Below are 19,279 nucleotides of genomic sequence, written 5' to 3'. Positions count from 1 at the left end.
GTGGAGGGGCGTTTGGGTGGTCGTCAGGGCTCATCCGGCCGTTGCGACGCCTGGAGGTGAAAGCCACTTTCGGGACATCTGACGTCCTCAAAGTGGCTTTCGCGACACCTGAGCCCCGGGGAGCGCCTGAGCGTCAGTTGACGCAGGGCACGCCTTCGGCCGTGATCGGCTTCTCGTCGGACTGCTCGGGCGGGGGCGCGGCGGCCGACGAACCGGCGGCGTTCTGCGAGGAACCGGAGCCTTCGGCACCGCTCGGCGCCTTGAAGTCCGAGCCGAGGAAGACCATCACGTGTCCGGCTTGGACGCTCTTGTCCTCCTGGATGGTCGGGTTGCCGCCGAGCGCGTCGGCGACCGCCTGACCCTTCGCCTTCTCACCCTTGGCGACCCAGACCACCGTCTTCTTGCGCGCGCTCGCGGTGGCCGTGTCGCCCGCGGTGAAGCCCTTGTCGACGAGCTGCTTCAGTACCGACGAGGCCAGCCCGTCCCGGGGCGTCGAGTTGCGGACGTCGACCGTGGTCGCCTTGTTGGGCGACTCGGCGGGCGGCGCCTGCTGCTGCTCACCCGGCTGCGGGCCCGCGAGCCCCTGCACGAAGTTCTTGACCTGCTTCGGGTCGACCTGGATGGCGACGCCGTCGTTCGGGGTCTTGTACTCGATGTTGACGATCGGGATCGTCCGGAATTCGAGCTGACCGCCGGTCAGGCTCTTCATCTGCTGCGCGAAGCCGAAGACGTCCCAGTTCTGGTTGAGCACGACCGACTTCTTGATCGCCGTGATCAGGTCGTTGAGCTTGCCAGGGTTCGCGAGCGTGCCCGCCGACAGCACCTTCCGCGCCATCCCGGCCATGAAGACCTGCTGCCGGACGACGCGGTCGAGGTCGCCGCGCGGCAGCCCGTGCCGCTGCCGGACGAAGCCGAGCGCCTCGACACCGGAGATGGTGTGCGGGCCCTTGGTGAACTTCGCGCCGGAGAACTGGTCGTTGACGTCGTTGTTGAGGCAGACGTCGACGCCGCCGATGGCCTGCGTGATCTCGCTGAAGCCCAGCAGGTTGATGGCGGCGTAGTTGTCGATGGTCGAGCCGGTCAGCTGCTCGACCGTCTTGATCAGGGTCTTGGCCCCGGCCTCGTTGGCCTTCTGGTCGAGTTCCTTCGGGTCGGAGACGCCGTTCTCCTGCTGCTTCTTGCGCTCGTCGAGCATCGCGCGGGCGTAGGCCGAGTTGATCTTGTGCTTCCCGTAGCCGCCGGGGATGTCGACGTAGGAGTCACGCGGAAGCGAGATCGCGACGGCCTTGGAGCCGTCGTTCGGGATGTGCACGAAGATCAGCGAGTCGGTGTTCAGCTCGCCGTCCGCCTGTCCGGCGCGCAGCTGGGCGAGGAGCTCCTTGGACAGCGGGTTGCCCTGCGCGTCCGTGCGGCTGTCGAGACCGACGAGCAGGATGTCGCGGGCGCCGTCGGCGGGCTTGTCGCCTTCGTCCGCGCCGATGCCGACGTTCGCGAAGGTAAGGCCGTCCATCGCGGCCCACGCGTACCCGGTCAGGCCCATCACCAGCAGCGAGACCAGGCCGAGCGCGATCTTGGGACCGCGGAACGACCGCCGGGGGGAACGCGACGGGGCCGGGCGCCGGGGCGGCGGGCCCGCGGCCGGGCGGGCGTTCCGGGGCGGGGCCGGGCGGGAAGGAACGCGTCCGGGCGCGTCCTGCCTAGGCCGGGCGGGACGTCGATCCCCATGCCCATTCCGAGGCGGGTACTCCACGCGGTCTGCTCCTTCTTCTCGTTACCGGTTCGACGGTCTCTTCAAGGGACGCATGGTGCCTGTTGCGGGTTGTCGCAGGATTACACATCCCCCCGAAGATGTGGCACGCACCACCGGTTTCCTCTTGATGGTACGGAAAACGCCTGGTCAGTGCCGTGCGGATCAGGGCAGGACACGCCGGGCGGCGCGGGCCGGGACCAGGGTGGCGGCCGCCGCGAGCATCGCGACGACGATCGTCGCGACCGGCAGCGCGACGGAGGCGGCGCTCACCTGCTTCCCGTCGAGGGCGGTCATCAAGGGCGGCGCGCACGCGACCGCGCACACCAGCCAGGTGCCGGTCATCCGGCTGGTGCCGTTCCGCACGGTGTGCAGCAGGTACACCCCGAGCAGCAGGTTGACCAGGCTCTGGACCGGGCCGAACCGGATCCCGAGGAGGTCGGCGTCGGCGGACGCGCCGCCGAAGCGGGTCAGGGCGAACCCGAAGACGCCGAGCATCGCGTACGCCATGCCGACCGTCGCCGCCGCGCGGCAGAAGACCATGGCCCGCAGGCCCGGTTCGTCGGCCGTCCGCTGCTGGGGGCCCGAATGCCGTTCGAACCACCAGAACACGAGTACCGCGGGCACGGCCAGCAGGGCCATCGCGAGCAGGACCCTCGGGCGGGCCAGCCAGCTGAGCCCGTCCACGAACGGCCCCGGCAGGTAGACGACGGCCACGAGCAGCAACATCGCGGACAGGAAGCCGAGGTAAAGGCTCATCGGGGCGCGCAGGACGAGGCGGGCGGTGGCGGCGACCGAGGGACGGTCCCCGAGCCGGGCCAGCGGCCGCGCGAGCAGGCCGAGCAGCGCGAGCTGCACCAGTCCGAGCAGGAGCACGCCCCACGGCGGGCCCGACAGCGCCGCCGGGGCGCCGGGCCCGCCGAGCAGCATCGGTCCTTCGCCGCGGACGGCGACCGCGAGACCCAGCCCGGCGGCGCCGGTGAACGCCGTCGCCACGAGGGCGCCGCGCGACAGGCGGACGCCGCCGGCGTGGGCGAACGCCAGTTGCTGGACGAACAGGGCGAGGAACAACGTCTCGGCGTAACGCGGGATGGCCGAGCCCGACCACTGCGCGGCGGCCTCGCTCGCCAAGGTCAAGGCCAGCAGCCCGGCGACGGAGGCGGTCCGCGTCCGTCGATACAGCGTCAGCAGCGCCGGCGCGAGCACGACGGTCAGCAGGAAGACGCCGAGCAGCCAGAGCGGATGCAGCGCGATCCGCATGACGGTGGCGTTCGTGCCGGTCGGGATCCCCAGCACCTCCAGGGCGAGGGGGACGACCAGCGCGACGACGGCGAAGATCAGCGCCGGGCGCAGCAACGGGCTCGCCCGATCGGCGAGGTACTGCGGATAGCGGCCGCCGGTCGCGCGGATCGAGCGCCAGCCCGCCTCGTTGATCCGGCCGACCGCGAAGAAGATGAGCGGGCAGAGCTGGGCGAGCCAGGTGAACGGCCACAACGACCGCTCCGGCGCCCCCGCCCAGTGCGCGAGCGCGACGGCGGATTCACCGAGCAGCATGAGGACGACACCGGCGACCCCGAGCAACGCCCACCGGCCGACGGGGGCGACCGGCCGCGGCTCGGGGGGAAGCGTGACGGCGGTGCGGCGGTTGCGCACCCAGCCGCGCAGCCGGAACACCAGGAGCGCGCCGATCACCAGGACGCCGGCGATCATCGGGCCGAGCGGGTCGCCGACCGGCGGCCCCCAGCGCTGATGCCAGGAGTTGAGCACGAGACCGGCGGTGTAGAGGGAGGCGACGACGTCGCAGGTGCCGCGCGAGTCCATCGGGTTGAGGACGCAGGCGTTGTGCATGTCGGCCGCGAGCCGGTCGTCGAGCGCGGCCCTGGCCTCCTGGCCGAGCGGGTGCCCCTTGCGTTCGGCGTAGCGGAGGATGTCGTAGCCGAGGTCGTGCGCCTTGCAGGGGACCGCGTAGTCCCATTTGGTGTTGTCGTCGCCCCAGGGCGCCGAGCATCCCCCGTCGGAGTGGACGGCGCGCACGGTGCCGTCCCGTGCCGTCATCACGCCGGGGGTGATCCCGCTGACGGCGGTGAAGTCGGCGGGGAGTTCGGCGATCGCGTTCTCGACCGGGCCCGGCCGTACCAGCGCGTCGACCGCGTTCTGCGCGGCGAGGATGTCACCCGTCGGTGGCCCCTGGTCCGGCGGCGAGGCCGGCCGTGACGCGATCAGCCCGAAGCCGAACACCAGCACGGTGACCAGCAGCAACCAGCCCGAAGTCGACCACGGCCGCCGGATCCGGGCAGGACGAGCGGCGGCTTCGGCTGTCGCTGGCATGGCGTCCAGGGTGCCATCCGCCGATCAAGGCCGACATCCGGATAACCCCCGGGGTTTCCGTGGGGGTCCCCTGATGGCGTGACGCGCGTTCAGTCCTCTGGATGCGGGTCGCCGGCCGGCGGAGGAGTGGGCCGGTCCACGTCCTGGGCGAAGCGCACCTGGTTCCGGCCGTTCTCCTTGGCCACGTAGACGGCGGCGTCGGAGGCGTGCAGGAGTTCCTCCAGGGATTCACCGTGACGAGGGAACAGTGCCGCCCCGATCGAGGTGGTGCGGCCGGAGATTGTCACCCGGCTGCCCCTTTTGTCGGTAGTCACTATATGCAGTTCCGCGATGGCGCTGCGCACTCGCTCGGCGGCGAGTTTGGCCGCCGTTTCGTCGATATCCGGCAGGAGTACGAGGAATTCCTCGCCGCCGAACCGGCCGATGACGTCGGCGGGCCGGGTGACCTCGTCCAATTTCCGGGCAACGTCCCGGAGCACGTCGTCGCCCGCCGGATGTCCATATGTGTCGTTAATCCACTTGAAGTGGTCGAGATCAATCATCAGAAGAGCAAGGCTGTCGTCCGATCGGGCGGTCCTTCCGAGTGCCCGATCGGCCGACTCCGACCATCCGCGCATGTTCAGAACACCGGTTTTCGGGTCCGTCCGCGCGTCGTTTTGCAGCTGGTCGATCTCGGCGAGGCGATTGAACACCACCGTCACCACGGCCATCACGATCACCATCGGTGGCATGATCAACAACAGCACCGCGGTGACCGCGCCGAGGCCGATCGTGATGGCCTCCAGCAGGTTGTCCGCCGCATTGCCGAGCACGGTGGAGATCGACGGCCGCTTCGGCGAGCCGAGCGCGAGGATGCCGCCGATGTAGACGATCTGCACCGCCTCGAAGACCATACCCGTCACGATCAGGACGCCGAACTCGCCGAGGGTGTCCCAGCCGGAGATCCGTCCCCATTCATGCGGCCCGAAAGCGGCGAAGGTGAGCGACGCCAGTGTCACCGAAACGCCGTGGGTGACCGACGAGAACACGAAGTTGTGCGCGGGACGGCGGGCGATGAACCAATGCTGGATGCGCACGATCGCGATGATGGAAAGCGTGAGCGAAAGCGGCAGGATCACGGCGGCCGGAAATGTCCAGACCGCGGTGAGGTTGATGAGGACGGTACGGCTCCGGTCGCGCCGTCTTTCCTCTTGTCGCTGGGTGAGCTGAATATGCGCCGTCGCGCCGACCGCGAGAATGGCGAAACGAACCCAGTCTATTCTCCCCGGATTCGTCGAATTCATCGTCGCGAGGACCATGATCGCGATTCCGATGGCCTCCATCGCGAAAAGGAACGCGATGAATCGCTTCGGCCGCTGCCACAGCGCCCACGCCCTGGGATCGTAGGGATGACGCTCCTTCGGGGCCCGGTCACCTTCCGGACTCGTTCGCCCGCGTTCGGTCACCGGTGCACCGCTCTGGGCGGCGGGTGTCGCCGTCGCGTCGTCAAGGTCGCCGGTGCCGTCACCGTGCTGGCGGCGGTCGCCGGTCTCGGCTGGCAATTGCTACCTCTTTTCCGCGCGGACGGCACGGCTGAGTAATCTCACCGGTACCGACTGATACACCGTTCGTATTCCACGGCCGGTATCATCCCATCGCATCGGTTGTCCGACACCGGCAAGGGTGCCCGCGAACACGGACCGGAGGTGCCAATCGTGTCCCGTGATTTCTGATCTTGGCGACTGAATGTTTTTCGAGACGTGACGCGGAAGGGGTGACGGATAGTGTCCAGTCGTGACTTCTGAGCCCGGGCAAGGTAATAGTTCGCAGCAACGAGGTGGCCGGGAGGTGGATGACCGTGTCGAGCCGTGACTTCTGATCCGAAGCCGTTTCTTTTCACTGAGGTGCCGAAGCAGTGTCGTGTCGAGATTTCCGAGTACGAACCCGCCGGGCGGCCGTGCCGCCCCAGGGGTCGTCCAGTGTGGATTCGTCATGACAGCAGCGGTTCCGGGCTGGATCCGTTGACGTGTCCCCAGCTGAGTGCGACCAGTACGGCCAGCAGCAGGCCGACCACGCCCGCCAGGGCGATGGCCGAGGTCGCCGCACCGAGCCGATCGGCGGCGAGCCCGCCGAGTCCCGCCCCTACTCCTTGAGCCACCCGCAACCCCGTGCGGTACACCCCACCCGCACCGCCCCTGAGTTCGTTCGGGACCCACGTGATGAACGTGGCGCTCACCGTGATCAGGTACGCCCCCGCGGCACCCGCCGCCGCCAGCAGGAGCAACGCCGGGATCAGCCCGGGTTGGAGCGCGAAGGCGATCAGGGCGACCATCGGTAGTGCCGCCAGCACGCCGAGCAGCTTCCGTCGTTGTTCCGCCGAGACGAACCGGGACAGCAGGAACGCCCCGATGACGAAACCCAGCGGATCGGCGGCCAGCAGCCAGCCGACGGCCTGTTTCCCCACACCCATCTCCGCGGCGAGCGGCGCGGCGAGCCCCTCGGGGACGACGGCCAGGCCGACCAGCCACGAGAACCAGACCAGCACCCGCAGGTGACGGTTGCCGAAAACCTGCTTCACCGCGCCGAACCAGCTGCCGGTGCCGTCGGACGCCGCCGCCCGCCGGGAGACCGAGAAGCGGACCAAGGCCGCGCTCAGCAGGAACGTCGCGGCGTCCAGCGCCAGAGCCCAGCTCACCCCGACCTGTGACACCAGCAGGCCGCCGCCCGCCAGGCCGAGCAGCATGGCGGTGTTGGTCGAGATCCCCCTGATGTCCTGGCTCTTGAGATAGAGGTCGTCGTCGGTGAACACCTCGCGGGTGAGCGCGTTCTGCGCCGCGTTGCCGGGAGCGTTCACGAGCCGTGCCAGCACCACCAGCCCGCACAGCAGGGCGAGCGGGGTGCCGGGGATCGCCATGATCGCGATCAGCACGCCCTGGATCAGGGACGAGACGACGAGGACGGTGCGCCTCGGGTAGCGGTCGGCCAGCTGGGAGAGGCCGAGACCGCCGGCCAGCGCGGGCAGGAAGGTCAGGGAGTAGACCACCGCGGAAAGCAGCGCGGAACCCGTCCGGTCGTAGACGAGGATCGCCAGTGCGACGATGGTGAGCTGGTCCCCGATGAGGGACTGCACCTCGGCGAGCCAGAGTGCGCGGAACTCGCGGTTCGCCAGGGCGGCGGTCATCCGCGGCGCCGCGTTCGTCTTCACTGCGTGACCACCTCCCCCCGATCGGGTGAACTTCCGTCCCTCGCATTCTTGCCTGCCGTGGTACGCGGTCGACGAGGGAGTCACAGTTGCCGTCCCGCCGGACAACGTTCAGTATGCCTCCGGCTACAGGGAGACGAATAGAAGACGGCCGAATCCTCCGCCTGTTGAGCTGATCGGGCTACGCCGTCCGACCGGTGGGTGACGACGGCCTGACTCGCCCGCGGGTATCTGCGCGCCGATCGCCCCGCCCTCGCTCGGCGCAGCCGGGCCGCCGTTCGCCGCCGACGGCGGTCCGGTTGGGCCGAATGGGCCAACACTGAGTAGAGACCGGTCTTGGAGGTGGAGGCCGGCTGGGTCAAAGGGGTGAAGGCGATGAACGGTTTGCTCGACGACAAGGCCGTCGTCGTGACCGGGGCGGGGCGGGGTCTCGGCGAGGCGTTCGCGGTGCACGTCGCGAGGGCGGGCGGGGCCGTCGTGGTCAACGACATCGACGCCGGACTGGCCGAACGGACGACGGCGAACATCCGCCGGTTCGGGGGCAGGGCGGTCGCCAGCGGGCACAGCGTCGCCGATCCGAAGCAGGCACAGGAGATCGTCGACCTGTGCCTCGCCGAGTTCGGCGCGATCGACGGGCTGGTCAACAACGCGGGCCTGAACTACGAGGCGCTGCCGTGGGAGGACGACGTCGAGCAGGCCCGCGAGCTGGTCGAGGTGAACGTCCTCGGCGTCATGTACACCGGGCTCGCCGCGATCAAGGCCATGGTGGCGCGGGGCAGGCCGGGGTCGATCGTCAACATCTCGTCGGGGGCGTCGCTCGGGCAGCGCAAGCTCGGCGTGTACGCCGCCAGCAAAGGCGCCGTCGCCTCGCTGACCTACTCGTGGGCGCTCGACCTGGAGGAGAGCGGGATCCGGGTGAACGCGGTCTGCCCGCTCGCGCACACCCGGATGGTGTGGAAGTCCGAACGGTCGCTGCGGGCCTGTCCGCCGGACCGGACGCCGTCGCGGATCGCGCCCGTCGTGCTGTTCCTGCTCGGGCCCGGATCCGACGGCATCACCGGGCAGATGATCCGCTGCAACGGGCCGCAGCTGCACGTCATGGGGCAGCCGTATCTGAAGCAGCCCATTCTCGAGCGGCCGGTGTGGGACACCGAGACGGTGCAGCGCGCCTTCGACGAGGTGTTCAGCGCGCACTTGGAGAACTACGGGCTGGAAAAGCGTGTCCCGCCGCGGCTGCGCAAGTGGACGGAGTCGACCCGGACCGCGTAACTCGCGTGATCAGCTGGACGACACGCGTGATCAGGCGGACGACACGCGTGATCAGGCGGACGACACGGCTGTGTCGTCCGTTCGATCACGCGTGTCGTCCGGATCAGCCCAGTACGAACGGCAGTTTCGCGGCCAGGTCGCCGAGTTCGGCCTTCTCGGCGTCCGTCGGCTGACGGCGTCCGGTGCCGACCAGCAACGCGTCCGTGTCGGAGAACGACGCCGGGAACGTTTCGCCGGTGCGCCGCTCCAGGATCTGCCGGGTCTTGGCGAGGCTGTCGGCGGCGGGGCCGTCGAGGTGCGGGAGATGCGCGACCAGGTCGAGGTGGTGCAGCGTCCACTCCAGGACGTACGCGGCGAGGAAGTCGCCCGCGGTCAGGACGACGTCGCGGGTGGCGACCCGCGCGGCCGGGTCGGCGAGGCCGGCGGCCCGGCCCGCGGCGGAGCCGACGTCGTCGAGGTGGAACTTGAGCAGCCGCGGCTCCTGGTAGGCGGCCGCGAGCCGGACGATCAGCGCGTCGAGGTCGTCCTCACCGGTGGGCGGCTTCTCGGCGATCTCCCAGTAGGTGACCGCGTCGCGCGTGGGTTCCGTCTCGGCGGGAGTGGCGAGGGTGATCAGGACGTCCTGGGCGTCGATCACCAGGTGACACACCAGGTCCCGCACCAGCCAGCCGGCGCAGCCGGACGGCTCGGCGAAGTCTTCGTCGGGGGTTTCGGCGACGGCGGCGAGCAGCGCCGCCCAAGATCGGGAAAAGAGATCCACGGCGGCAAGTTAGCAGCGGCCCCTCACCGCCCGCGACTCCTTTCGTCCCGTGCTCGAAGGCGTAACTCACGTGCTTGAAGGCGTAACTCACGTGATTGGAGGCGTAACTCGCGAGTTACGCCTCCAGACACGCGAGTTACGCCCCCAATCACGAGTGTTGCGGCTCAGGAACCGGCGGCCGGGGCGGGTTCCGGAGCCGCCGCGTACAGATCCGCGATCGTCGGCGCGTACCGGTCGTTGATGATCCGCCGCTTCAGCTTCAGCGTCGGGGTGACCTCGCCGCTTTCCGGCGTCCACGCCTTGGGGATGACGTGGTACCGCTTGATCTGCTCGATCCTGGCCAGCCGCGCGTTGGCCGCCTCGACGGCCTTCTCGATCTCCGCGCGGACCTCCGCGTTGTCGGCGAGCGATTCGCCTTCCGCGAGCTGGATGCCGTTCGCGGTCGCCCAGCCCGGCGCGATCTCGTCGTCGACGACGATCAGCGCCGTGACGTACGGCCGTTTCTCGCCGATCGCGACGGCCTGCCCGATCAGCGGGTGTTCCTTGAGGAGCCCTTCGATCTTCGTCGGGGCGATGTTCTTGCCGCTCGAAGTGATGATCAGTTCCTTCTTGCGGTCGGTGATCGTGACGAAGCCGCGTTCGTCGATCGTCCCGATGTCGCCTGTGGCGAGCCAGCCGTCGGCGTCGACGTCCGGTTTGATCGTGCCGTCCGCCTGCAGGTAGCCGAGGAACACGATCGCGCCGCGGACGAGGAGTTCGCCGTCTTCGGCGACCTTCACCTCGATGCCCTCCAGCGGGCGGCCGACCGAACCGGCCTTGAACGCCGACGGTGTGTTCGACGTGACCGCGCCGGTGGTCTCGGACAGCCCCCAGACCTCCTGGATCTCGACACCGAGCCCGGCGATGAAGTACAGGATCTCCACCGGCAGCGCGGCGGCACCACTGGAGGCGACCTCGATCTGGTCGAGGCCCAGCATCGCCCGCACCGGCGCGAGCACGGCGGCGTCGGTCTGGGCGATCTTCTCCGCGAGCTCCGGCGGCACCTCTTTGCCGTCGCTGCGCAGTTTGTAGCCCTGCTGCAGCAGTTCGTTCGCGGCGATCAGGCCGTTCCGCTTCTCCTCAGGCAGCGAGCCGAGCAGGTTTTTGAGGCCGGCCACCATCTTTTCCCACACCCGCGGGACGCCGAAGAAGCTCTTCGGGTGCACCTGGCCGAGCGCGCCGACGACGCCGGTCGGGTCGGCGACGGTGTGCACGTGTCCGGCCCACACGATCGGCATGTAGATCGACAGTTCGCGTTCGGCGATATGCGCGAGCGGCAGGTACGCGATGTTCGTGGCGTGCATCGGGGAGTCGTGCAGCTTCTGGACGGCGACGGCCTGGTAGATCGCGTTGCGGTGCGACAGCACGACACCCTTGGGGTCGCCGGTGGTGCCGGACGTGTAGATCATCGACAGCGGATCGTCCGGGGTGATCGCGGACCACGCCGTCTCGAACGCCTCCGGGTCGGCCGCGTGCGCCTCGGCGCCCGCCGCGCGCAGGTCGGCGAACGACAGGAACCGCTTGTCGTCCTTGGGGACAACGGACGCGTCGAGCAGGACGACGTGCCGCAGCGCGGGCAGATCGTCGAGGACCTGCGACCAGCGGGCGAGTTCGTCGGCACCGGCGAGGACGACGACGCCGGCGGCGCTGTGCCGGGCGACGAACCCGATCTGCTCCGGGCTGAGCGTCGCGTACGCGGTGCAGGGGATCGCGCCGAGATGGGCCGCGGCGAGATCGGCGATCAGGTGGTCCGGGCTGCTCGGCGCCATGATCAGCATCCGGTCGCGGACGCCGAGCCCCAGCCCGGCGAGTCCTCGGGAAACCTCCGCGATGGCGGTGCGGAATTCGGCCCAGTTCAGGGTCGGTTTGCCCTCGATGTCGAGTGACGTGACCGCCGGCAGGTCACCGAACTCCTGGGCGTTGCGGTGAAGCAGGGCGGGGATGGTCTGGCCTTCGATCTGCTCGGCGACGGTCGGCTGGGTGGTCAACGCTGGCCTCCTCGATGCTGCCTGATCAGGCACACTGTAAGGGCTGTCGGCAGTGCTGGATAGAGAATCGCGGCCACGGTCGTGAGCCGCGAAATGTCCACCTTTTCCGTTTCCACCGCGTCAGTCCCGCACCAGGAGGAGCCCCGACGATGACCGGTTCGGCACGCGAGTTGATCGGCGCGGTCCAGGCGGAACTCGCGCCCCGTGACGACGAGAACAGGCTCGTCCCGCTGGTCGAGGCGGGCGAGGCGCCGCGCGAGGTCTTCGCCGCGATCGCCGCGGAGGAGTACCGGATCGTCCGCAGTGACTGGCGCAGTTTCCTCCACCTCGCGGCGCGTTCCCAGGAGCAGTGGGCGCGGGAGTTCTTCGCGACCTTGGCCGCGGGGGAAGGGCTGGCGCTCGGCAAACTGGCGGCGCTCGCCGAGGAGCGGCCCGGCTTCGAGCCGCGCGCGGGATGTCAGGCGTACCCGGCGTTCGTCGCCTGGCTCGCGCTCAACGGCGAGCCGGCGGACGTCATCGTGGCGATCGTCGCCAACTTCGCCGCCTTCGGCCGGTACTGCGCCGCGATCGCCGCCGCGATGCGCGAGCGCTACGGCTTCGAAGACGAGGCATGCGCCTTCTTCGACTTCTTCGGCACGCCGTCGCCGGAGCTCGAAGAACTGGCCGTCCGAGCCGTGCAGGCCGCGCTCGACGCCGGTGATCTGTCCGAAAAGGACGCTCGGACCCACGCGCGGCTGTTCCAGCAGTACGAGCTGGACTTCTGGAACACTCTCGCCGACGATGGTCGCCGTGACTGACCTCGTAGCGGAGGCCGCGGCGCTGGACGCGGCCGATCCCTTGGCGCACAAGCGAAACGAATTCGACCTCGACGCCGGTGTCGCCTATTTCGACGGCAACTCGCTGGGCGCCCCGCCGAAGCACGTGGCCGAGCGTGTCGCCGCGGTCGTGCGTGAGCAGTGGGGCGGGCGGCTCATCCGGTCCTGGTCGGAGGGCTGGTGGGAGGCTCCGGTGCGGGTCGGCGAGCGGATCGCGCCGCTGGTGGGCGCCGCGCCGGGGCAGCTCGTCGTGGCGGATTCGACCAGCGTGAACCTGTTCAAGGCGCTGGTCGCCGCGACCCGCCTGCGGCCAGGCCGCGACGAGATCCTCGTCGACGCGGACACCTTCCCGACCGACGGCTACATCGCCGACGAGGTCGCCCGGCTGACCGGGCGCACGGTGCGCCGCGTCGTCGCCGAGGACATGCCCGCCGAGGTGAGCGAGCGGACGGCCGTCGCGCTGATCAACCACGTCGACTACATCACCGGACGTGCCCACGACATGGCCGGGCTGACCGCGGCACTGCACCGCGCCGGTGCGCTGGCGCTCTGGGACCTCTGCCACAGCGTCGGCGCGCTGCCCGTCGAACTCGACGCGGCGGGCGTGGACCTCGCCGTCGGCTGCACCTACAAATTCCTCAACGGTGGCCCCGGCGCGCCCGCTTTCCTTTACGTGGCAACGAGGTGGCTGGACAGGTTCGACCAGCCGCTGGCGGGCTGGGCCGGCGACCGCGACCCGTTCGCGATGCGTGGCGCGTACGAGGCGGACGCCGGTATCGCGCGGGGCCGCGCGGGCACGCCCGACATCCTGTCGCTGCTGGCGCTGGATGCCGCCCTCGACGTCTGGGACGGCGTGGACCGCGGAGCGCTCAGGAAGAAGGGCCTCGCGCTCGGCGACTTCTTCTTCCGGTGCGCGGACGAGCTCCTCGACGGCGCGACGATCCGAACCCCGCGCGGTGCGGACCGCGGCCACCAGATCTCCGTCGTCGACGACGACGCGGCCAAGACGATGGCGGCCCTGATCGACCGCGGCGTGATCGGCGACTACCGCCCGCCCAATGTCCTGCGATTCGGGCTCGCGCCGCTCTACACCACCTACGGCGAGGTGCTTCGCGCCGTGACGACACTGCGGGAACTTCGATGATTTTCGAAGGTCGCCCACTTCGGCACACTGAGCGTGGAGAAAAGGGTGAAACTCATTCGGGAATGCGTGGCAAATAGGTGATCACCTCGCCCCGGCGGGGGAGGACGCGCGATCTTTCGCGAATCCGCTGTTAATCTCGACGTTCGCTCGCCGCGTGTGTGACGTAGATCCTTCCCCTGTGGCGTAAGGAAAAGCCGCGTCGCCCGTCTTACCGGCGAGGCGCGGGCAAGGCGCCGGGAGAGGGAGGGGATCATGTCGTTCACCTATGTCGCCATCGCCGTTTCCGGTGCCGCCTCCGGATTTCTGCTCAACGAATTCGGTGCCCGGTATCCGGTCGAGACCGCTCTCGTCGTGATCCTGATCTGCGGGGTGGCGACCTTGTGCTGGGCGGGCACCCGCCTCCTCCGTGACGCCGCCGGGAGGGTCGACGCGCTCCTCGACGACGAGCTCGGCGGGTCCGGTGAAGATCATTTCGCCGAATCGACGGCAATTGGCGGCGGGAATTCTCGATTTCGTGGCGCGAAGGGCGTTACCACGGCGTTGCTCCGCGGTGATGTCGTTCGCAAACCGAACGGTATGTGGAGCCCTGGTCCGAAAGCGTGAGCGACGTCACGGCGAGTAGTTTTCGCCGGCTTTTCGGGTGGCTCGCGGACCCCGTCAGGTGTGACTTGATCGAATCCGAAGAGTGACGATCAAGCCGCTGCCTGCGGTAAACCGCCAGGTGATCTACTGGTGAGTCACTTGGCCGGCCACCCCGTCCCACGTGGTGGACTTTCCTGGTCCGGCCGCCTCTTGTCAGCAGGTCACGGCCATACGCGACTACCCTTCGCGTCTGGACTTGACTCACCCGTTTGGGTCTCCTAGCGTCTTCGCGGGCGGAGCGGACCACGCTGTGTTGATCCGGCTATCGGATCCCGCGGGTATGAGATCCCCGGCGACCCGACACCAAAAACTGCCGGAAGGAAAACGGACCACGGTGAAGCAGATTTCCCTTCGACGAGGCCGCGGCTCTTCGATTCGTTCGCGCGTTCTGACGATCGCGCTCATTCCGAGCATCGCGCTGATGCTGGTCGGTCTGGCGATCGGCGGGTACCTCATCTTCGACGCGGTCGACGGACGTGACTACGCGCAGCGGATCCGTGACTCGGAAGCCCCCTCCCTCCCCTTCTTCGTCCAGGTGCAGGAAGAGCGGCGCCTGACCTTGCGCGAGCTCGCCGGCGACCGGGCGCAGCACGCCACGCTCGTCGAGCAGCGCGCGAAGACCGACGCCGCCGCACAGGGCGTCGCCGCGCATCTGCAGAAGTTCGTCGGCGACTCGCCGGACAGCGTGCAGCGCAACATCGCCACGCTGAACGGGCTTCTCCAGAAAGCGCCGCAGATCCGGCAGTCGGCCGACTCCGGCCAGCTTCCGCTGCTGGACGCCTTCACCTACTACAACCAGATCCTCGACCAGTTCGTCGAGGGCCTCACCGGGCTGGCCCAGGACGCGCCGAACGCCGAGAACGCCTACCAGCGGATCACCGCGGTCCCGTTGTTCACCGCCATCGACCAGATGCAGCGCGCGAACGCCCTCGCCGCCGCGGCCGTCGCGGGCGGCGGCTTCACCGACGAGACCTACCGCGCCTACGTGACCGAGGTCGGTTCCTACCGTTCGCAGCTGGAGTCGTCGGTCTCGCGGATGATCCCGGACGTCAAGGCGAAGTTCGACCAGCTCGTCGCGAGCGATCCGTGGAAGGCCGTCACCACGGTCGAGAACACCTTCCTGCAGAACAGCAAGGCCACGCTCCCCATCCCCGAGCAGACGTGGCTCCAGGCCGCGCGCGGCGTCAGCGACGCGATGATGCGCGGCTTCGTCGAGCAGAGTGGTACGGCCACGACGCAGGCGGTCGACGACGCCGACCGGACGCTGATCACGTCGGCCATCGCCGCGGCCATCGCGCTGCTGGTGGCGATCGCCGTGTTCGTCATCGCCCTGCGGCTGTCCAATCGGCTCATCGGACGGCTGGCGCGGCTGCGTGAGGACACCCTCGACGTCGCCGAGATCCGGCTGCCCGAACTGGTGGACCGCGTGCGGGCGGGCGAACCCGTCGACCTCGACGACAAGGGTCACTTCCTCGACCACGGCGACGACGAGATCGGCCAGGTCGCCGAGGCCTTCAACAAGGCGCAGCAGACCGCCATCGCGGCCGCCGTCGAAGAGGCCAGGACCCGTGAAGGCACCAAGACGGTGTTCCTCAACATCGCGCACCGCAGCCAGGTCATCGTGCACCGCCAGCTCAAGGTGCTCGATCAGGCCGAGCGCAAGCAGGAGGACCCGGAGCAGCTGGAGACGCTCTTCCAGCTGGACCACCTCTCCACCCGTGCCCGCCGCAACGCGGAGAACCTGATCATCCTCGGTGGCGGGCAGCCCGGCCGTCAGTGGCGCAAGCCGGTGACGCTGGCCGAGCTGACCCGCGGCGCCTCGGCCGAGACCGAGGACTTCGCCAGGGTGAAGACGGCGAAGATGCCCGCGATGGCGGTGCAGGGCCCGGTCGTCGGCGACCTCGTGCACCTGCTCGCCGAGCTGATCGACAACGCGACCTCCTTCTCGCCGCCGCAGTCGCGCGTCGAGCTGCGGGGCAACGTGGTCGGCAAGGGCGTCGTGATCGAGGTCGAGGACCAGGGGCTCGGTATCGAGCCCGAGCAGGCCGCCGAGCTGAACGCGATGTTGGCCGATCCGCCGGACTTCGGCATCATGGCCCTGTCAGCCGAGCCACGGCTGGGCCTGTTCGTGGTCGCGCGCCTCGCCGCACGGCACGGGATCTCCGTGCACCTGCGCGAATCCGCGTACGGCGGCACCAGGGCCATCGTGCTCGTCCGCACCGACCTGCTCGCGCCGGTCCCGTCTGATCAGCCGGAGGACGAGGTGGACCCCGAGAGCACCGAGGTGCCGGAAGCCGCGCCGCTGCTTCCGGGCCGTCGTGCCCGCCACCGCACCGAGCTCCCCGCGGAACGGCCCGAGCTGCCCGTGCCGATGCCGGTCGCGCCGCAGCCCCCGCAGCCGCAGCCTCAGCAGCAGGCCCCGGAGCAGCCCGGTGGCGCGTTGCCGCCGCTGCCCCCGCGCCCGCCGCGGGTACCCCGGCCGGAGACACCGCGTCCCGAGCCGATCCGCCCCGAGCCCGTGCGTGCCGAGGGACGTCCGCAGCCGGTACAGCCGCCGGCGTGGCCGCCCGCCGACACCCGGCCGCAGGACGGCCGCCCGCCGCAGACCCGGCGGCCCGGCCCCGAGGCGCCCGGCAGGCCACCGCTGCCGCAGCGCCGCCGCCAGGCGAACCTGGTCCCCCAGCTGATGGAGGACCGGCCCGCCGCCCAGCGCGAGGAGGTCCGCGAGGACACCCCCGAGCTGGCGAGGAACCGGCTCGCCGCGTTCCAGCAGGGCACGCGCCGCGCGCGGGACACCGAACCGACCGACGATTACACCGACCTCGACATGTACGGAGATCGTGACTAGATGGCCAACGCGGGAGTCAGTGAACTCGACTGGTTGCTGGACGACCTGGTCAAGCGTGTCGCCGGTGCCGACAGGGCGGTAGTCCTGTCCTCCGACGGCCTGCTCATCGGACGGTCCGGGAACCTGTCGGAGCAGGACGGCGAGCACCTGTCCGCGGTCGCGTCGGCGTTCCAGAGCCTCGCCCGGGGCACGGGACGGCACTTCGGCGGCGGCAACGTCCGCCAGACCATGGTCGAGATGGACCACGCCTTCCTGTTCGTCACCGCGGCGGGCCGCGGTGCGTGCCTCGCGCTCCTGGCGAAGGAGGACGCGGACATGGGCCTCGTGGCCTACGAGATGAACCTGATGGTCAAGCGGGTCGGCGCGGTGCTCACTTCGGCGCCCCGCGCCGCGACTCCCACGTCGCCATGAGCGGGCGGCACGAGTCGTGGTTCGAGGAGGAGGCCGGGCCGCTGGTCCGGTCGTACGCCGTCACGGGCGGGCGCACCCGCTCGGACACGATCGGCCTCGACCTGATCACCCTGGTGGTCGCCATGCGCTCCTCGCAGGAGGTGGCGGGCTTCGAGCCGGAGTACGGCCGCATCCTCAACCTGTGCCAGAGACCGACCTCCGTCGCGGAGGTCGCCGCGCGCATAGACCTGCCGCTGCCGGTGGTGAAGGTGCTGCTGAGCGACCTCATCGAACAGAACCTCGTGCTGTTCCGCACCGCGACCCCGGTGACCGACACCCCCAACAAACACGTACTCCAGGCGGTTCTTGATGGCATCCGGAAACTCTGAGCCCCGGCGATCCTTGACCGCGAACGCGGTCAAGGTCCTCATCGCCGGCGGGTTCGGGGTCGGTAAGACCACGATGGTCGGTTCGGTCAGCGAGGTTCCCCCGCTGCGCACCGAGGAGGTCATCACCGCGGCGTCCGAGGGCGTCGACGACCTCACCGGTGTCGAGAAGAAGACGACCACCACGGTGGCGCTGGACTTCGGCCGGATCACCATCAACCCCGAGCTGATCCTGTACCTGTTCGGCACGCCGGGCCAGGACCGGTTCTGGTTCATGTGGGACGAACTGGCCGAAGGCGCGCTGGGCGCCGTCGTGCTGGCCGACACCCGGCGGCTCGACAGCTGTTTCGCGGCCGTGGACTTCTTCGAGCGGCGCGGGCTGCCGTTCGTCGTCGCCGTCAACTGCTTCGACAACGCCTACCGGTACGGCACCGAGGAGGTCCGGCAGGCGCTCGACGTCGGCATGGACGTCCCGCTGCTGCTGTGCGACGCGCGGGAACGCGAGTCGACGAAGCAGGTGCTGACCGTGCTGATGGAGCACGTGCTGGCGCTTTCGGACCTGGCCGCCGGCTTGCCGCAGGGCCGCTGACGTTTCTCGCGTGAAGGCCCCCTTCCCTCGGCTGAGCCGAGGGAAGGGGGCCTTCACGCGCTTCAGGACTTGCGGCGCCGGAGCAGGGTGTCGAGCGCGTAGGTGCCCGGGCCCACCACCGCGAACAGCAGGAAAATCCAGGAGTACAAGGCGGCCGTCTCGCCCTTGTTCTGCAGCGGCAGCAGCGCGTCGGGCTGGTGCACGACGAAGTACGCGTACGCCATCGTGCCCGAGAGCAGCACCGCGACCGGACGGGTGAACAGGCCTGCCAGGATCAGCAGCGAGCCGACCGTTTCGATCACCCCGGCGTACCAGCCGGGCCAGGTGCCGAAGGGCACGGCGGGCTTGTCGAAGAGGCCCATCTTCTGCAAACCGTGGCAGAGGAAGAGGAACGCGACCACGACGCGGACGGCGGAGAGGGCGAGTCCCTGCCACTTGGGGGCGGTCGGGCCGACCTCGGTGGTCGTGGCGGCGGCTGTCTGGGTCATGACGCATCCTTCCGGCTCAAGGTGGTCTAAACCATTGATGTGATAGAGGATGCCGGATACCCCATCGGCGGGGAACTTTCTTTCGGGGGGTAATTCCATGGTATGTCCGAATTTAACGACGACGAAACGCGATTAAGGCCCCTTTCCTGAACCATTCCAGGAAGGGGGCCTTATCGCGTTTCGGTCAGCGGCGGCGGCGCAGGGTGTCGAGGGCGAAGGTGCCGGGGCCGATCGCGGCGATCAGCAGGAAGATCCAGCAGTAGAGGGTCGACAGCTCGCCCATGTTCTGCAGCGGCAGCAGGCCTTCCGGGGCGTGCACGGTGAAGTAGGCGTACGCCATCACGCCGGACAGGAGCACCGCGACCGGGCGGGTGAACAGGCCGACCAGCACGAAGGCGGCGCCGACGAGTTCGATCACGCTGCCGTACCAGCCGGGCCAGGAGCCGAGCTCGACCGAGCCGCCCGCGCCGTCGACGCCACCGAAGAATCCGAATCCCTGCAAACCGTGGCAGAGGAAGAGGAACGAGACGACGATCCGGACGGCGGACTGGATCGCGCCCTGTGCCTTCGCGGCACGCGGGGTGGCGGCGGTCGTGGTGGCGGTGGTCTGGGCGGGGGCGGTGGTCTGCGTCATGGTTCCGGTCCTTCCGGGAGTGTCTGTCGGG

Annotated in this window: 16 protein-coding genes; 8 read left to right on the top strand and 8 right to left on the bottom strand. The window is 69.4% G+C overall.

Annotated elements, in window-relative coordinates; all coding sequences use genetic code 11:
* Positions 1-133 precede the first annotated feature (133 nt).
* From H4W30_RS13445 to H4W30_RS13430, 4 genes are all read right to left on the bottom strand, one after another.
* Positions 134-1,750: an LCP family protein gene (locus tag H4W30_RS13445; protein ID WP_455423570.1), complete on the bottom strand. Its 1,617-nt coding sequence runs from the start codon at positions 1,748-1,750 to the stop codon at positions 134-136.
* A 162-nt stretch (positions 1,751-1,912) separates the two neighbouring features.
* On the bottom strand, positions 1,913-4,075 hold the full coding sequence (locus H4W30_RS13440; protein ID WP_192743152.1) for a phospholipase A2: 2,163 nt from the start codon (positions 4,073-4,075) through the stop codon (positions 1,913-1,915).
* 89 nt (positions 4,076-4,164) lie between these two features.
* Entirely contained in the window at positions 4,165-5,616 is a 1,452-nt protein-coding gene (locus tag H4W30_RS13435; protein WP_192743151.1) for a GGDEF domain-containing protein, read from the bottom strand.
* A gap of 428 nt (positions 5,617-6,044) precedes the next feature.
* Complete coding sequence (locus H4W30_RS13430) at positions 6,045-7,259, bottom strand: MFS transporter (protein ID WP_192743150.1); 1,215 nt, start codon at positions 7,257-7,259, stop codon at positions 6,045-6,047.
* Between the two features lie 372 nt (positions 7,260-7,631).
* Between H4W30_RS13430 and H4W30_RS13425 the strand changes: the two genes are divergently transcribed.
* Positions 7,632-8,525 (top strand): SDR family NAD(P)-dependent oxidoreductase, encoded by an 894-nt coding sequence (locus H4W30_RS13425; protein WP_192743149.1) that lies wholly within the window; start codon positions 7,632-7,634, stop codon positions 8,523-8,525.
* 103 nt (positions 8,526-8,628) lie between these two features.
* Here H4W30_RS13425 and H4W30_RS13420 read toward each other — a convergent pair whose 3' ends face one another.
* Positions 8,629-9,285, bottom strand: coding sequence for a maleylpyruvate isomerase N-terminal domain-containing protein (locus H4W30_RS13420; protein ID WP_192743148.1), 657 nt, complete (start codon positions 9,283-9,285; stop codon positions 8,629-8,631).
* A gap of 164 nt (positions 9,286-9,449) precedes the next feature.
* Positions 9,450-11,312 (bottom strand): AMP-dependent synthetase/ligase, encoded by a 1,863-nt coding sequence (locus tag H4W30_RS13415; RefSeq protein ID WP_192743147.1) that lies wholly within the window; start codon positions 11,310-11,312, stop codon positions 9,450-9,452.
* 149 nt (positions 11,313-11,461) lie between these two features.
* On the opposite strand from H4W30_RS13415, the gene H4W30_RS13410 reads away from it, so the two are divergent.
* From H4W30_RS13410 to H4W30_RS13380, 7 genes are all read left to right on the top strand, one after another.
* On the top strand, positions 11,462-12,109 hold the full coding sequence (locus H4W30_RS13410; RefSeq protein ID WP_192743146.1) for a transcriptional regulator: 648 nt from the start codon (positions 11,462-11,464) through the stop codon (positions 12,107-12,109).
* The gene (locus tag H4W30_RS13405) at positions 12,093-13,271 is read left to right on the top strand and encodes a kynureninase (protein WP_192743145.1); all 1,179 of its coding nucleotides are present in this window, start codon (positions 12,093-12,095) and stop codon (positions 13,269-13,271) included. The genes H4W30_RS13410 and H4W30_RS13405 overlap by 17 nt, the downstream gene beginning before the upstream one ends.
* Before the next feature lie 252 nt (positions 13,272-13,523).
* Complete coding sequence (locus H4W30_RS13400; RefSeq protein WP_192743144.1) at positions 13,524-13,874, top strand: hypothetical protein; 351 nt, start codon at positions 13,524-13,526, stop codon at positions 13,872-13,874.
* A gap of 373 nt (positions 13,875-14,247) precedes the next feature.
* Positions 14,248-16,761: a sensor histidine kinase gene (locus H4W30_RS13395; RefSeq protein ID WP_192743143.1), complete on the top strand. Its 2,514-nt coding sequence runs from the start codon at positions 14,248-14,250 to the stop codon at positions 16,759-16,761.
* The gene (locus tag H4W30_RS13390) at positions 16,762-17,172 is read left to right on the top strand and encodes a roadblock/LC7 domain-containing protein (RefSeq protein WP_016336740.1); all 411 of its coding nucleotides are present in this window, start codon (positions 16,762-16,764) and stop codon (positions 17,170-17,172) included. It abuts the gene before it with no gap.
* Positions 17,169-17,540 (top strand): DUF742 domain-containing protein, encoded by a 372-nt coding sequence (locus H4W30_RS13385; protein WP_034315285.1) that lies wholly within the window; start codon positions 17,169-17,171, stop codon positions 17,538-17,540. The genes H4W30_RS13390 and H4W30_RS13385 overlap by 4 nt, the downstream gene beginning before the upstream one ends.
* Positions 17,521-18,126 (top strand): GTP-binding protein, encoded by a 606-nt coding sequence (locus H4W30_RS13380; RefSeq protein ID WP_026466899.1) that lies wholly within the window; start codon positions 17,521-17,523, stop codon positions 18,124-18,126. Before H4W30_RS13385 ends, H4W30_RS13380 begins: the two co-directional genes overlap by 20 nt.
* Before the next feature lie 62 nt (positions 18,127-18,188).
* Here the strand turns inward: H4W30_RS13380 and H4W30_RS13375 are convergent, their stop codons facing one another.
* Positions 18,189-18,614, bottom strand: a complete 426-nt coding sequence (locus tag H4W30_RS13375; protein ID WP_192743142.1) for a DoxX family protein — start codon at positions 18,612-18,614, stop codon at positions 18,189-18,191.
* 184 nt (positions 18,615-18,798) lie between these two features.
* Positions 18,799-19,248 (bottom strand): DoxX family protein, encoded by a 450-nt coding sequence (locus H4W30_RS13370; protein ID WP_192743141.1) that lies wholly within the window; start codon positions 19,246-19,248, stop codon positions 18,799-18,801.
* Positions 19,249-19,279 lie beyond the last annotated feature (31 nt).

Source organism: Amycolatopsis roodepoortensis, assembly GCF_014873915.1.
Lineage (GTDB): Bacteria > Actinomycetota > Actinomycetes > Mycobacteriales > Pseudonocardiaceae > Amycolatopsis > Amycolatopsis roodepoortensis.
The sequence above is the reverse complement of the archived record's forward strand: the minus strand, read 5'-3'. Positions and strand labels throughout refer to the sequence as shown.

Bases quoted from the DNA above. Each gene is read 5' to 3' on its own strand.
- H4W30_RS13405 (WP_192743145.1), top strand. From the start codon at position 12,093: ATGGTCGCCGTGACTGACCTCGTAGCGGAGGCCGCGGCGCTGGACGCG.
- H4W30_RS13440 (WP_192743152.1), bottom strand. From the start codon at position 4,075: ATGCCAGCGACAGCCGAAGCCGCCGCTCGTCCTGCCCGGATCCGGCGG.
- H4W30_RS13375 (WP_192743142.1), bottom strand. From the start codon at position 18,614: ATGACCCAGACAGCCGCCGCCACGACCACCGAGGTCGGCCCGACCGCC.
- H4W30_RS13400 (WP_192743144.1), top strand. From the start codon at position 13,524: ATGTCGTTCACCTATGTCGCCATCGCCGTTTCCGGTGCCGCCTCCGGA.
- H4W30_RS13425 (WP_192743149.1), top strand. From the start codon at position 7,632: ATGAACGGTTTGCTCGACGACAAGGCCGTCGTCGTGACCGGGGCGGGG.
- H4W30_RS13410 (WP_192743146.1), top strand. From the start codon at position 11,462: ATGACCGGTTCGGCACGCGAGTTGATCGGCGCGGTCCAGGCGGAACTC.
- H4W30_RS13390 (WP_016336740.1), top strand. From the start codon at position 16,762: ATGGCCAACGCGGGAGTCAGTGAACTCGACTGGTTGCTGGACGACCTG.
- H4W30_RS13370 (WP_192743141.1), bottom strand. From the start codon at position 19,248: ATGACGCAGACCACCGCCCCCGCCCAGACCACCGCCACCACGACCGCC.
- H4W30_RS13380 (WP_026466899.1), top strand. From the start codon at position 17,521: ATGGCATCCGGAAACTCTGAGCCCCGGCGATCCTTGACCGCGAACGCG.
- H4W30_RS13385 (WP_034315285.1), top strand. From the start codon at position 17,169: ATGAGCGGGCGGCACGAGTCGTGGTTCGAGGAGGAGGCCGGGCCGCTG.